The 13,966-nt window shown below is 69.5% G+C and carries 9 protein-coding genes; 6 read left to right on the forward strand and 3 right to left on the reverse strand.

Features of this window, described 5'->3' with window-relative positions:
* Nucleotides 1-21: 21 nt before the first annotated feature.
* The gene (gene otsB / locus AC5Y7V_RS08480; protein WP_499879663.1) at nucleotides 22-3,645 is read right to left on the reverse strand and encodes a trehalose-phosphatase; all 3,624 of its coding nucleotides are present in this window, start codon (nucleotides 3,643-3,645) and stop codon (nucleotides 22-24) included.
* Between the two features lie 177 nt (nucleotides 3,646-3,822).
* Here otsB and AC5Y7V_RS08485 point away from each other — a divergent pair, with 177 nt between their 5' ends.
* The 5 genes from AC5Y7V_RS08485 (at nucleotide 3,823) to AC5Y7V_RS08505 (ending at nucleotide 9,300) form a co-directional block, all read left to right on the forward strand.
* Nucleotides 3,823-4,713 (forward strand): universal stress protein, encoded by an 891-nt coding sequence (locus tag AC5Y7V_RS08485; RefSeq protein ID WP_499879552.1) that lies wholly within the window; start codon nucleotides 3,823-3,825, stop codon nucleotides 4,711-4,713.
* A gap of 12 nt (nucleotides 4,714-4,725) precedes the next feature.
* Nucleotides 4,726-6,201, forward strand: coding sequence for a bifunctional aminoglycoside phosphotransferase/ATP-binding protein (locus AC5Y7V_RS08490; RefSeq protein ID WP_499879553.1), 1,476 nt, complete (start codon nucleotides 4,726-4,728; stop codon nucleotides 6,199-6,201).
* A 110-nt stretch (nucleotides 6,202-6,311) separates the two neighbouring features.
* Nucleotides 6,312-7,301, forward strand: coding sequence for an Acg family FMN-binding oxidoreductase (locus AC5Y7V_RS08495; protein ID WP_499879664.1), 990 nt, complete (start codon nucleotides 6,312-6,314; stop codon nucleotides 7,299-7,301).
* 42 nt (nucleotides 7,302-7,343) lie between these two features.
* Nucleotides 7,344-8,447 carry a 3-oxoacyl-ACP synthase III family protein gene (locus AC5Y7V_RS08500; protein WP_499879554.1) on the forward strand — a complete coding sequence of 368 codons (1,104 nt, stop codon included), beginning with the start codon at nucleotides 7,344-7,346 and terminating at the stop codon, nucleotides 8,445-8,447.
* The gene (locus AC5Y7V_RS08505) at nucleotides 8,431-9,300 is read left to right on the forward strand and encodes a 3-oxoacyl-[acyl-carrier-protein] synthase III C-terminal domain-containing protein (RefSeq protein WP_499879555.1); all 870 of its coding nucleotides are present in this window, start codon (nucleotides 8,431-8,433) and stop codon (nucleotides 9,298-9,300) included. Before AC5Y7V_RS08500 ends, AC5Y7V_RS08505 begins: the two co-directional genes overlap by 17 nt.
* A gap of 78 nt (nucleotides 9,301-9,378) precedes the next feature.
* Here AC5Y7V_RS08505 and ppsA read toward each other — a convergent pair whose 3' ends face one another.
* Nucleotides 9,379-11,775: a phosphoenolpyruvate synthase gene (ppsA, locus tag AC5Y7V_RS08510; protein WP_499879556.1), complete on the reverse strand. Its 2,397-nt coding sequence runs from the start codon at nucleotides 11,773-11,775 to the stop codon at nucleotides 9,379-9,381.
* 110 nt (nucleotides 11,776-11,885) lie between these two features.
* On the opposite strand from ppsA, the gene AC5Y7V_RS08515 reads away from it, so the two are divergent.
* Nucleotides 11,886-13,274 carry a WS/DGAT/MGAT family O-acyltransferase gene (locus AC5Y7V_RS08515; RefSeq protein WP_499879557.1) on the forward strand — a complete coding sequence of 463 codons (1,389 nt, stop codon included), beginning with the start codon at nucleotides 11,886-11,888 and terminating at the stop codon, nucleotides 13,272-13,274.
* Here AC5Y7V_RS08515 and AC5Y7V_RS08520 read toward each other — a convergent pair.
* Nucleotides 13,264-13,953 carry a PAS and ANTAR domain-containing protein gene (locus AC5Y7V_RS08520; RefSeq protein ID WP_499879558.1) on the reverse strand — a complete coding sequence of 230 codons (690 nt, stop codon included), beginning with the start codon at nucleotides 13,951-13,953 and terminating at the stop codon, nucleotides 13,264-13,266. The genes AC5Y7V_RS08515 and AC5Y7V_RS08520 overlap by 11 nt on opposite strands.
* Between the last annotated feature and the right edge of the window lie 13 nt (nucleotides 13,954-13,966).

The raw sequence follows: 13,966 nt of genomic DNA on the forward strand, positions 1-13,966 counted from the left end.
ACATTGCGGGGCATTAGGGCTTCACGCGACCTCGATGCTCTGCCCGGGCAGGAGATGCTGCACGCGGCCGCGGCATTCGACCATGATCGGTCCGGCGTTGCCGGCCTCGGAGGTCAGATCCCCGGTCCGTCCGGTGATCCGTAGGTGCAGCCGGTGGCCGCGGTACACGAACGGGAACTCGATGGCGCCGAGCGCCTCGGGCCAGTGCGGGCCGAGCACCAGACGGTCGTCGCGCGTTTCCAGCCCGGTGAAACACCGCTGCACCAGATCGAAGCTGCCGGCCATGGCGGCCAAATGGATCCCCTCCGCGGTGGTGCCGCCCTGGATGTCGGCGACGTCGGACCCCAGCACCTGGACGAAGTACCGCATGGCGTGGTGGCGATTGGCGCGGGTGAGCACCCAGGCGTGCACGATCGCGCTGAGCGTCGAGCCGTCCGAGGTACGCGACAGGTAGTACTCGATGGTCTTCGGGATCTGCTCGGGCTCGAAGCGGTAGCCGAGCCGGCCGAACAGGGCCAGCAGCTCCTCCGACGACAACAGGTAAAACAGCATCAGCGCGTCGGCCTGCTTGGACGCCTTGTAGTTGTTCACGCTGTCGTCCTCGGCTTCGAGGATGCGGTCCAGCCGCTGGATGTTCCCGTATCGCTTCCGGTAGCTGTCCCAATCCAGTTCGGCCAGTTCGGAATAGCCCTCGAACTGGCTGATCACGTCGTCGTGGAAGGGGACGAACATGCGCCGTGTCACGTGATCCCACCGGTCGAGCTCCTCGGCCGTCAGGTCGACCTTCCCGACCAGATCGAGCCGGTCGCGCAGCGGCAGCAGGTCCAGCGCGTCCATCGCGCGCATGATCACCCAGACCGCCATCACGTTGGTGTACGCGTTGTTGTCGACCCCGTCGTATTCCTTGCCCGGATAACCCGAATGGAACTCGTCGGGGCCGATGATTCCCCGGATGGTGTAGCGGTCCCGCGTGTCGTCGAAGGTCGCCAGGCCCACCCAGAAGCGCGCGATCTCGACCAGCATCTCGGCGCCGTAGTCGATGAGGAATTGGCGGTCACCGGTCACCTGGTAGTGCTGCCAGGCGTTGTAGGCGACGGCCAGGCCGACGTGGTGCGCGCGGGCGCTGGCGTCCGGATTCCAGTGGCCGGATTCCGGATTCAGGTGCACCTCCTGGCTCACCTCACGGCCGTCGCTGCCCGATTGCCACGGGTACATCGCGCCCAGATAGCCGGCCCGCCGCGCGGCGCGGCGCGCCTCGGGGAGGCGCCGGTAGCGGTACAGCAGCAGCGACCGTGACACGTTTGGCAGGCGCAGGCTCAGGACGGGGGAGACGAACAGCGAGTCCCAGAAGACGTGGCCGCGGTAGGCCTCGCCGTGCAGCCCGCGCGCCGGCACTCCGGCGTCCAGTTCGGCGGTGTGCGGCGAAAGGGTCTGCAGCAGGTGCACCAAATGCAGCCGCAGCACCCGCAATGCGGGCGTGCTGTCCGAGAGGCCGACGTCGCATTGCTCCCACAGCCGCGCCCACGCCCGGCTGTGCTGTTGGTGAAGGTCGGCGTAGCGGCCGGCGGCGCCGAGGTATTGCTGTGCGGCGCTGGCCGGTTCGGATATGGCGGTGTCCCGGCCGGTGAAGATCGTCGCCACCTTCTCGCACGTGACCGACTGCCCCTCGGTGAGCTCGACCCGCACGTCGTGACCGCCGCGGTCGCCGTCGGCGACGAAGGCGTAGTGGGCGTCGGCGCGGCCGTCCCCGACCTCTTCGTGCCACACGGTCGTGCGGGCAGCGACCGCGATCGCGATGCGCGACTGCGACGTTTCGGTACGCAACAGCACCGAATCGGGCGCCATCTCGTCGATCGCCGTCGCGGTGAGGTGCGCGCCCGACAGCGACCGATAGCGCTCGACCATCGTGTTTTGCACGCCCCCGTCCAGCAGCGACCTGAATTCAGCCGCGCCGGACCAGTTCTCGGCGTGCAGCGTGGTGCGCATGGCCAGCAGGTGGGGCTGGTGCATGGACGCGAACCGCTGCTGGGTCAGCGAGGTGATCCGGCCCGCGCCGTCGCGGAATCGCAGGCTGCGGCTCAGTGTCGCGTTACGCAGGTCGAATGTCTGCCGGTAGGAAAGTATTTCGGCTTCATCGACATGGAACCACGGACCGCCGTCGATCCGGAACGTCAGCGAGAGCCAGTTGGGCAGGTTGACCAGGCTCTCGTTCTCGATTATCCGGCCCGCGACCCGGTCGGCCAGCGTGTTGTACACCCCGGTGGCATAGGTGCCCGGGTAATGGGCCTCGGCGTCGGCCGCCTCCGGCGCGCAACCCCGGGTGGCCACGTAGCCGTTGCCGACGGTGCACAGCGCCTCGCGCAGCCGCTCGTACTTCGGGTCGTAGCCCTCGTAGACGAGTTCCCACGCGTCGCCCGGCGTCGCCGCCGTCTGTTCCAGGTCCAGGGCCAGCCGGCGGACGAATTCGACCACCGCGGTGGGGTTTTCGAGGCTGAACGGCGCGGCGGACGGGCGGTCGCCGTCCTCGTCGTGGCGCACCACGATTCCCACGCCGTCGAATTGGACGGCGTCGAAGGCGTCCTCGTCGGTAATGTCGTCGCCGATGTAGATCGGCAACACGGTGCCCGGGTCGGCGTCGCTGCCCAGGATGCGCTGCAGTAGCCAACCGAGCGTCGTGCCCTTGTCGCCGTCCATGCTCGGGCGCAGCTGGATGACCTTGCGGCCGGGGGTGATCCGGAGGCCCTCGGTGCGGGCGAGCTCACGGACAGCCGCGATCGCCCGGTCGGCGTCGCGGGGGTCGGCAGTGCGGTAGTGAACGGCCACCGCAAAGCGCTTGTGCTCCACCGTTATTGCGGAGACATCCCGCAGCGTCTCCGCCAATCGGCCGGCGGCCCGCGCCACGGTGTCGGCGACCTCGGCGGCGGCGTTCTCCAGCGCGGTGCCGTCCGGCGCGAACACCTCATAGCCGTGCCCGCCCGCATACCACACGCCGTCGACCTTGACCCGGTCGCGGACGTCGGCGACGTCGCGGCCGCTGATCACCACAACGGGACACTGCGCGGCCAGCGCGCGCAACGCCGCGTCGGCGCCCCCGACGGGCTTCGCCGATTCCGGGTGATCGACGATGTCGGACAGCGTGCCGTCGAAGTCGAGGAAGACCACCGGCCGCCGGTTCGCCACCAGCTCCGTGACCTGGCCGTAGGCCCGCAGCGCGTCGGCGATCCGCGACATGGCCGTGCCGCCGCGGCGCACCGTGATCCCGGCCAGGTCGGCGACCACGGCGTCGGCGCCACACGACAACAGCGCGGCGGCGTGCCCGTTGCGCTGGACCCCGATCACGAGGCCGAAGCCCCCGTCTCCGGCGGCCTTGACCCCGGCCTCGTCGCGGTCGATCACCGCGCACCGGACGGGGCGCACCCCGAGGCGCCCGGCGGTTTCAGTCGGCGACGACCCGTCGACAGCGAGGGCGACGAGGTCGCCGATCCCCGCCGCGCGCAGCGCTCCGAAGCAATCACGGCCGGCCGAGTAGACGGCCGCCGTGACGCCGGCGTCCCGCAGCCGCCGCAGCAGGGGGACGGCCGAATCGCGCGCCTCGACGACACCGGGCGCCGGCTCGGTGATCACGCTGTCCAGCCCGAGGATCACTGCATCGTGGTAGCGCCGGTCGACGGTGGCAGCCCATTCGGTCACGCCTGTGACGATGCCACTTCGCGGCCCCGGTCAACGGGGCCTGATGACCATGGGTTTGGGGACTAAAGCCTCATGCTCGACCTCCATTCGGCCAATAGCGTTTTCACTCAAGTAGGAGGAATGGGAGGAATGATGTCCACATCCACGAACCGCCACGGCATCGTCGTCGGAGTCGACGGGTCGGGCGCCTCCAACGCCGCCGTCTGCTGGGCGGCCCGCGACGCGGCGATGCGGAACGTGCCGCTGAAGCTCGTCCACATGTACAGCGCCTACGTGCCGACGTTTCCCCAGATACCGCTGCCGGCCGGCGTCACGGTGTGGCAGGAGGAGGACGGACAGCAGGTCCTCGAGCAGGCGGTCAAGATCGCCGAGGACGCCGTCAAGGGCGACCAGCAGCTCGCGATATCCAGTGAACTGAAGTGCTCGCCGCCGGTGCCGACGCTGATCGACCTGTCCGAAGGGGCCGAGATGATCGTCGTCGGCAGTAACGGGCGCGGGGCTTTGGGCCGGGCGTTGCTGGGTTCGGTAAGTTCCGGCGTCGTCCGGCACGCGAAGTGCCCGGTCGCCGTCGTCCGGGACGAAGATCTGTTGATGCCGCACCCGCAGCAGGCGCCCGTGCTGTTGGGCATCGACGGCTCGCCCGCCTCCGAGCTCGCGACGGCCATCGCGTTCGACGAGGCATCCCGCCGGGGGGTCGACCTGAACGCGCTGTACGCGTGGAGCGACGTTCAGGTGCTCGAGCTGCCCGGATTCGATTGGGAGGTGGTGAAGGCGGAAGCCGAGCGCAGCCTCGCCGAACGGCTCGCCGGATGGCAGGAACGCTATCCGGACGTCACCGTGCACCGGCTTCTGGTGTGCGATCAGCCGGCCCGCCAGTTGATCGAGAAATCCGAGGCGGCGCAACTGGTCGTCGTCGGCAGTCACGGCCGTGGCGGCATCGCCCGGACGCTGCTGGGTTCGGTCAGCAACGCCGTGGTGCACTCGGTCCGGATGCCGGTGATCGTGGCGCGGCCGAACGCTTGACACAATAATTCGGTGCCCTCCGCGCCCGACGTGCCTTACGTGCCCTATGTCGCTGTGCACGAAACCCACACGGGCGTGGTGGTGCTCGCCGGCGACCGGGCGTTCAAGGCCAAGAAGCCGCTGCTGACCGACTTTCTCGACTTTCGCACCCCGGAGCGGCGCGAGCACGCGTGCCGCCGCGAGGTCGAGCTGAACCGCCGCCTGTCACCCGACAGCTATCTCGGGGTCGCCCACCTGTCCGACCCGGGCGGCGGCCCGGCCGAACCGATCGTCGTGATGCGCCGCTACCGCGACGAGGACCGGCTGGCGTCCATCGTCGGCCGCGACGCGGACGGCTCGGTGCGCTCGCTGCTGGACACCATCGCGGCCGTGCTGGCCCGCTTTCACGAGCGCGCCGAGCGCGGCCCGGCGATCGACGCGCAGGGCGAGGCCGGCGCGATCGAGAAACGCTGGAGCGACAACCTGGTGGAACTCGACCGCTACGCGGGCACCCTGCCCACCGAGACGCTGTCGCGAATCCGAAGGCTCGTCACCGAATTCATCGCCGGCCGCGGACCGCTGTTCCGGCGCCGCATCGAGGACGGGCTCGTCGTAGACGGCCACGGCGATCTGCTCGCCGACGACATCTTCTGCGGCCAGGACGAACCGGCGCTGCTGGATTGCCTGGAGTTCGACGACAACCTTCGCTACGTCGACTGCGTCGACGACGCCGCGTTCCTCGCCATGGACCTCGAGTTCCTCGGCCGCAAGGACCTCGGCGAGCACTTCCTGCGAAGCTACGCGGCGCACTCGGCGCGGACGGCGCCGCCGGCGCTCGCACACTTCTACGTGGCCTATCGCGCCGGAGTTCGGGCGAAGACCGACTGCGTGCGGCTGTCGCAGGGCAAGCCGCAGGCCGCCGCCGACGCCGCCCGGCACCTCGCGATCGCCGACGAACACCTGCGCGACGGTGCCGTGCGCCTGGCCCTGGTCGGCGGAAACCCCGGCACCGGCAAGTCCACCGTCGCGCGCGCGCTCGCCGAACGGACTGGGGCCCAGGTCATCTCGACCGACGACGTCCGCCGGGAACTGCGGGACTCCGGCGCGATCGCCGGCGACGCCGGCGTCCTGGATCAGGGACTGTACAGCCCGGACAACGTCGCGGCGGTGTACGAGGCCGCGCTGCGGCGGGCGCGTCCGCTGCTGGGCGACGGGCAGTCGGTGATCCTCGACGGCACCTGGCGGGATCCCGCGACGCGCGCGCGGGCCCGTGACCTCGCCTCCGAAACGCATTCGGCGACGGTCGAACTCATGTGCGCGTCGACCGCCGACACGGCGGCCGGCCGAATCACCACCCGGCGGCCGGGCAATTCGGAGGTGACCCCCGAGATCGCCGCGGCGATGGCCGCCGAACGCGCCGGCTGGGACACGGCCCACCGGATCGACACCTCGGGGGCGGTCGAGGACTCGGCGCGCGCAGCCCTCGACGCCTGGTGCCGGGCGATTTAGGCCCCGCTCCCAGGTGTCGAACGCCCCGGTCGTAGGGGACCAACGGCCCTGTCAGCACGGCGAACCAGCTCCTTATGGTCAGTTCGAGACACGTGAGTGGAGTGGTTGAGATGCTGTTGAAAGCGCCGGAATCCGAAGTCATCCGCGACGCCGTGATGCTGGCGAGCCGGGCCCCGTCGCTGCACAACAGCCAGCCGTGGCGGTGGGTGGTTGAGGGCGCGCGGTTGCAGCTGTGGGCCGACCCCCGCCGGCTGATGTACGCCACCGACCGCTCCGGCCGCGAACTGACGCTGAGCTGCGGCGCGGTCCTCGATCATCTTCGGGTCGCCATGGAAGCCGCCGGCTGGGACAGCTCCACCGAGCGCCTCCCGGATCCCGTCGAGCCGGACCACCTGGCCACCCTCGAGTTCCGGCCCGCCGACACCGTGACGGAGGCGCAGCGGCTGCGCGCCGCCGCGATCCATAACCGGCGCACCGACCGGCTGCCGTTCGCCGCTCCCGCCGGCTGGCCGGTGGTGGAGGCGCAGCTGCGCCTCGCGGTCCATCCACACGACGTGCTGCTCGATGTGGTCGCCGACAATGACCGGCCGACCCTGGCGGAGGCGTCCGCGGTAACCGAGCAGCTGCGGCGTAACGACTCGGCCTACCTGTCCGAATTACGCTGGTGGACTTCACCGTTTGAGTCGGATGCCACCCACGTGCCGGAAAGCTCGCTGGTGTCGAGTGCGGAGGCCGCCCAGGTCGACGTGGCCCGGACCTTCCCGCCGGCGGGCGGCGGCCACCGAGGGGCCGCCCTCGATCGCGACCACTCGAAGATCGTCGTGCTGTCAACCCACCACGAGGACGACCGGCTGGACGTCCTGCGCTGCGGCGAGGCGCTGTCGGCGGTGCTGCTCGAGTGCACGGTGGCCGGGCTGGTCACCTGCACGCTGACCCACATGACCGAAATGGCGATGAGCCGCCACATCATCGCGCAGATCACCGGGACCGCCGGGCAGCCGCAGCTGCTGATCCGGGTCGGCAAGTCCGCGACGAACGGCCACCACGTCGAGCCCACCGCCCGGCGGCTGGTGACGGAGGTCCTGAAGTTTCGCCGATGAAGTTTCGCCGATGAAGTTTCGCCGATGAAGGAGGTGGCGCCGATGGCTCGGCACTGGCTCGTGATGGAGACCGCCGGGGAGGGCGTCCCGGCCCCGTTCGTCGCCCGGCTGGCCGGCGCCGGCCGGCAGCTGCCCGAAACCCGGCTCACCACGGACGAATTGATGGCGACCACGCGTCACCACACGCACATCGACCTGGAGCGGCTCACCGGGATCCGCGAGCGCCGCGTGTCGGTGGGCGACGAGGACTCCTACAGCCTCGCCACCTCGGCGGCGCTGAACTGCCTGGCCACCGCGCAACAGGACCCCGCCGCGCTTGACGTGGTGATCAGCTGCAGCATCACGAAATTCCGCGGCGGGCTCACCCAATGGCTTGAGCCGACGATGAGCAGCGCGGTGGCCCGCGCGATCGGTGCGCCGCAGGCGATGACCTTCGACGTGTCCAACGCGTGCGCCGGGATGCTCACCGGGGTCACGATTTTGAACAACTGGATCCGGCAGGGCATCGTCGAACGCGGGCTCGTCGTCAGCGGCGAATACATCTCGCAGCTGAGCCACAACGCCGCCCGCCACATCCGCAACATCATGAGCAAGGAACTCGCCTGCCTGACCCTCGGTGACGCCGGCGCGGCGCTGCTGCTCGAGCGGGCCCCCGCGGGATCCGCCGGGATCGGCCTGGCCGGGTTCACCACCGTCGCCGACTACAGCCGGCTCTGCCTGGCCTATCCCGAGGGCCACGACCCGGGCGCGCGGATGTTCACCAACTCTCGCGCCATTCAGAAGGCCGCGATCTCCAACACCCCGCTGTTGTTGAGCGAAGTGCTTGACGCGGTGGGCCTTTCGATCCACGACATCGACCACGTCATCACCCACCAGACCTCGGCGCGGGCGATCCGCAAGGGCATGGCGCGCATGTCGGAGACGTTCGGCGACAGCCCGCGCCACGACGCGGTGATCACCGTCGACCGCTACGGCAACACGGCGTCGACGACCCACACGGTGGCCCTGGTCGAGGAGCTCGAGGCCGGGAACATCCGGCCCGGGGAACGGGTCGCCCTGCTCGCGCTGGCCTCCGGCCTGGAGATCGGCGTTGTCCTGTTGACCCTGGATGAGGATTTGGTGAAGCGCTATGGGCACGGTGATTGATCGAGTCGACGTCGCGCACCCGCGGTTGCGGGGCCGGCACAGCGCGCTGCATCTTGCGGTAACCGCCGCCAAGGACTGCCTGCACCGGGCCGGGTGTGACCCCGACGACCTGGATCTGGTTGTCAACGCCGGGATTTACCGCGACCGCAACCTGGGGGAGCCGGCGCTGGCCGCGCTCATTCAGGACGACATCGGGGCCAACCCGGAGGATCCGCACGCCGGCGCGCATGGCACCTTTTCGTTCGACATCGCCAACGGGGCGTGCGGGGTCTTGACCGGGCTGCAGATCGTCGACGGGTTCTTGCGGTCACGCAGCATCAACCGCGCGCTCGTCGTGGCCAGCGACGCCGATCCGGGCCACGGGATGAGCGAGCACTTCGCGTTCTCGGCCGCCGGCGCGGCCCTGCTGTGCGGCTGGACCGACGACGACTCCGGCCTGAGCCGGGTGTCCTGGGTGAACACCGACGACACCGAGGCGTTCTCGGCGACGGTCGGATTCGCCGACGCGCGAAACGTGTTGCGATTCAATCGCTCGGCCGACATGGACGAGCGGTTCGCCGCGGCGGCCGCCGAGGCCGCGCGCGCGTGCCTGCAGGCGCAATCCGTGAGCCTGGAAGACGTCGACGTGATCGTCGCCGCCCCGGCCCGGCCCGAGTACCGGGCGGCGCTGAGCCGCCTGCTCGGGGTGCCGGTCGAAAAGGTCTGCGTCGCAGCCGATCACCGCATGCACACGGCCGCCCTGGCGGCGGCGTTCCAGCCGGCGGCCGAGAACTTCCCGACGGGCGCCCGCGTGCTGTTCGTCGCGGCCGGCGCGGGCATCACCGCAGGTGCGGCCCTGTATCGCAAGCCGTAGCCGCCGAGATCCGAGCTAGCGTGACGCTCGAGTTCGAGCGCCACGCCAGCGTGACGCTCGGCCCAGCGACCGGCCCCGTTACTGCAGCGGCACCGCCTGGCGCTCCAGCTCGAGGATCTGCCGGGTGGTCTTCACCACCACGTCGGGGTTCAGGCTGATCGAGTCGATGCCGGCGCGGACCAGGAACTCGGCCATGTCCGGGTAGTCCGAGGGCGCCTGGCCACACAGCCCCGAGTGAATCCCGTTGCGGCGGCAGCCCTCCACGGCGAGGCGGATCATCTCCTTGACGCCCTCGTCGCGCTCGTCGTAGTCGAAGGCCACGATCTCGCTGTCGCGGTCGACGCCGAGGGTGAGCTGGGTCAGGTCGTTCGAGCCGATGGAGAAGCCGTCGAAGCGTTTGGCGAACTGATCGAGCAGGATCACGTTGTTCGGGATCTCGCACATCGCGTACACCTCGAGCCCGTTCTGGCCGCGCTGCAGGCCGAGCTCGGCCATGGTCGCCAGGACCAGGTCCGCCTCGGTCACCCGGCGCACGAACGGCAGCATGATGACGACGTTGGTCAGGCCCATCTCCTCGCGGACCCGTTTCATCGCACGGCATTCCAGCGCGAAGCCCTCGGCGTAGGCCGGGTGCGCGTAGCGCGAGGCGCCGCGGAACCCGATCATCGGATTGCTCTCAACCGGCTCGAACGCGCTGCCCCCGATCAAACTGGCGTATTCGTTCGTCTTGAAGTCCGACATCCGGACCACGACGGGCTTCGGCCAGAAGGCGGCGGCGATCGTGCCGATTCCCTCGGAGAGGCGCTCGACGAAGAAGGCGCCGCCGTCGGGGTAGCCGCGGGTGAGCCGTTCGATGGTGCGCAGAGCCTCGGCGTCGCCGACCTTTTCCGGGTGCAGCAGGGCCATCGGGTGGACCTTGATGTATTCGCTGACGATGAACTCCATCCGGGCGAGTCCCACACCGTCATTCGGCAAGAACGACGTCTTGAACGCGAGGTCGGGATTGCCGAGGTTGACCATGATCTGGGTCCGCGGCCGGGCCAGGCCGGCCACTTCGGTGCGATCCACGTGGAAGCCCAACTCGCCGCGGTACACGCGCCCGCTGTCGCCCTCGACGCAGGAGACGGTGACGGACTCGCCGTTCGGGACGCTGGTGGTGGCGTCGCCCGCGCCGACCACGGCCGGGATGCCCAGTTCGCGCGCGATGATCGCCGCGTGGCAGGTGCGCCCGCCGCGGTTGGTGACGATCGCGGCGGCGATCTTCATCACCGGCTCCCAGTCCGGCGTGGTGGTGTCGGCGACCAGCACCTGGCCGGGCTGGAAGTCCGAGAGGTGCTCCAGATGGTCTATCCGCTTCGCCACGCCGGACGCAATCTTCTCGCCGACCGACCGGCCCTCGGTGAGTATCTCGCCGCGACCCTCGAGCACGTACGTCTCCACCGTGCTCGGGCTGCGTTGGGAGGCAACCGTTTCGGGGCGCGCCTGGACGATGTACAGCCGGCCGTCCAGACCGTCCTTGGCCCACTCGATGTCCATCGGTCGCCCGTAGTGCTGCTCGATGGTGCACGCGTAGCCGGCCAGCTCGAGGACGTCGTCGTCGGTGATGCAGAACCGGGCGCGGTCGGCCTTTGGCGTGGGGATGTTTCGGACCGTGTTCTTGGTACCGCCCTCGACGAAGACCATCTTCACCGCCTTGTCGCCGACCAGGCGGCGCAGGACGGCGCGGTGGCCGGCCTGATACGTCGGCTTGTGGACGTAGAACTCGTCGGGGTCGACGGCGCCCTGAACCACGTTCTCGCCAAGGCCATAGGCACCGGTAATGAAAACGACGTCGTTGAAGCCGGATTCGGTGTCGATGGTGAACATCACCCCCGACGACGCAAGGTCGGAGCGCACCATCTTCATGACGCCGATCGACAGCGAGACCTTGAAATGGTCGAAGCCCTGATCGACGCGGTAGTGGATGGCCCGGTCGGTGAACAGGCTGGCGAAGCAGCGGCGGCACGCGTCGAGCAGGCTCTCCGGGCCCTTGATGTTGAGGAAGGTCTCCTGCTGGCCGGCGAAGCTGGCCGTCGGCAGGTCCTCGGCGGTCGCCGAGCTGCGGACCGCGAGGCTGACCTCCTCGCCGTACTCCTCCTGCAGCATGCGGTAGGCGGACACGATCTCGGCGGCCAGGTCGTCGGGAAGCCCCGCGCCGTAGACGATCTCGCGGGCGCGTTTGCCCCTCCGCGCCAGCGCGGCGACGTCGTCCGGGTCGAGGTCGTCGAGTTCGGCGTGCAGCGCGTCCCAGGCGCCGGCGCTGTCCAGGATGTGCCGGTACGCCTGGGCCGTGGTGGCGAACCCGTGCGGGACGCGGATGCCCTGCCCGGACAGCTTTTGGTACATCTCGCCGAGCGAGGCGTTCTTGCCGCCGACCACCGGCACGTCGTCGATGCCAATTTCCTCGAAGAAACGAATGTAGTTGAACCCGCTCATGGGCCTCACCATATGGCCCGACGGTGCCGCCGCGCTGCCGTCATTAGGCCCCGAAAGTTGGGGACTTCTGACTCTGACCGCGGGGCCGTCCCGGGGCGGAAAGTGGCGAGATGGAGCAATTGACCGCCCTCGATGCCACCTTCCTCGAAGTCGAGGACTCCGACCCGCACGTGAGCCTGGCGGTCGGCGGCGTATCGATCATGGAGGGTCCCGCTCCCGCCTACGACGAGTTCGTCGCCGCCTTCGCCAAACGCGCGCCGACCATCCCGCGGTGCACGCAGATCCTGCGGACGCACCCGCTGGATCTCGGCGCACCCGAATGGGTGGACGACCCGCACTTCGACATCGCACGGCACGTGCACCGGCTCGCGCTGCCGCACCCGGGCGGCGACGCCGAGCTGTTCGAGACGATCGCGGCCGTGATGGAGCGTCGGCTCGACCGCGAGCGCCCGCTGTGGGAGTGCTACATCATCGAGGGGCTGAGCGACGACCGGTGGGCCGTGCTGACCAAGATCCACCACTGCATCGCCGACGGCATCGCGACGACGCAGATGTTGGCCAGGTTCAGCGACGACCGCGACGAACACGGCGAGCCCGACACGTTCGCCACCCAGATCCGCGCCGCCAAGGAGCCCGCGACGCCCGGGCTGGGCCTGCCCAAGTTCAGCCTCAACCCGCTGAGCTGGGTGAGTGGGATCGTGCGAAGCACGCTCGCCGCGGCGGCGACGGCCGAACAGGTCGCGGTGGGCGCCGCCGAACTGACGGCCAGCCTGTTCAGCCCCACCCCGGAATCCTCGCTGAACGGTCCGGTCACGGCGATGCGCCGGTTCAGCGTGGCCCGGGTGCGCCTGGCCGATCTGCAGGAGGTCGCGTCGGCGTTCGGCGTGACCCTCAACGACGTGGCGCTGGCGGCCATCACCGACAGCTACCGCGCGATGCTGATCGATCGCGGCGAACAGCCGGCGCGCAACTCGTTGCGCACGCTCGTCCCGGTCTCGGTCCGCCCGACCAACAACTTCGACGTGACAGACAACCAGGTCTCGGCGATGCTGCCGCTGTTGCCGGTCGACGAGGGCGACCCGATCGAGCAGCTGCGGCTGGTGCACGGCCGGCTCACCCGGGCGAAGGCCAGCGGCCAGCGCGAGGGCGGCAGTGCGCTGATCTCGGCGGCCAAGAACGTGCCGTTCGCGTTCTCCGCGTGGGCGATTCGCCTGTTGGCGCGGCTTCCCCAGCGGGCGGTGGTCGCCCTGGCGACGAACGTTCCCGGTCCACGCAAGCAACAGAAACTGATGGGCCGGCGCGTGCTGGAGATCTTTCCGATCCCGCCGATCGCCCTGCAATTGCGCACCGGCATCGCCATGCTCAGCTACGCCGACACGTTCATCTTCGGGATCACCGCCGACTACGACACCGCACCCGACATCGAGGCGCTCGCCGCCGGGATCGAGAAGGGCGTCGCCCAGCTGGTGGCCGCCGCCCGCGATTCCGTCAGCTCTTGACCGGCCGATCGTCGGAGCGGCTGATGCGCTGGTGCGCGGTCAGCAGCAGGTGGTCGAATTCCTGCGAGTTGAGCGGCAGGCCGGCGCCGAGGAAGTCTTCGGCGATCTGCTCGGCCAGCAGGCGCAGCTTGACGTTCGCTTCCTGGGATAACCATTTGAGCAGGTTGAACGCGGCCTCGTCGCTGATCCGGTAGGCGAGCATCAGCATGCCCTTGGCTTGTTCGATGCTGGCGCGGTTCTCCTTGATCTCCGCCAGCCGCGCGGTGACCAGGTCCTCCTGCGCGCGTTCCCGCGACGGCGAGACGTCGACGTAGAACCCGTACGTTCCGATCACGTCACCGTGATCGTCGAAGAGCTGATCGCCGACGACGACGATGTGGCGCACGGTGCCGGCGGTGTCGATGATGCGGTGACGGGTGCTGAACGCCTGGCGGGTGTTCAGGATCTGGTCGATCGTGGCCGCGACCTGTCCGCGGTCGTCGGGGTGCTTGTGCGCGAGCACCAGCTCGGTGGTCGGCGTGACGCTGCCCGGCTCGTAGCCGTGCATCCGCTGCACCTGGTCGGACCACTCCCAGCGCTGGTCGGCGAAGAGGAACCGGAACCAGCCGACGCCCTGCGGAACGCCGCCCGCCAGCGTCTCTTCGATGTCGGGCGTTTGCCCGTTCACATGCCATTCCATCGTGGGACCTCGC

This window comes from Mycobacterium sp. NGS34 (assembly GCF_059812845.1).

Bases quoted from the DNA above. Each gene is read 5' to 3' on its own strand.
- AC5Y7V_RS08485 (WP_499879552.1), top strand. From the start codon at position 3,823: ATGTCCACATCCACGAACCGCCACGGCATCGTCGTCGGAGTCGACGGG.
- AC5Y7V_RS08495 (WP_499879664.1), top strand. From the start codon at position 6,312: ATGCTGTTGAAAGCGCCGGAATCCGAAGTCATCCGCGACGCCGTGATG.
- AC5Y7V_RS08500 (WP_499879554.1), top strand. From the start codon at position 7,344: ATGGCTCGGCACTGGCTCGTGATGGAGACCGCCGGGGAGGGCGTCCCG.
- AC5Y7V_RS08505 (WP_499879555.1), top strand. From the start codon at position 8,431: ATGGGCACGGTGATTGATCGAGTCGACGTCGCGCACCCGCGGTTGCGG.
- ppsA (WP_499879556.1), bottom strand. From the start codon at position 11,775: ATGAGCGGGTTCAACTACATTCGTTTCTTCGAGGAAATTGGCATCGAC.
- AC5Y7V_RS08515 (WP_499879557.1), top strand. From the start codon at position 11,886: ATGGAGCAATTGACCGCCCTCGATGCCACCTTCCTCGAAGTCGAGGAC.
- AC5Y7V_RS08520 (WP_499879558.1), bottom strand. From the start codon at position 13,953: ATGGAATGGCATGTGAACGGGCAAACGCCCGACATCGAAGAGACGCTG.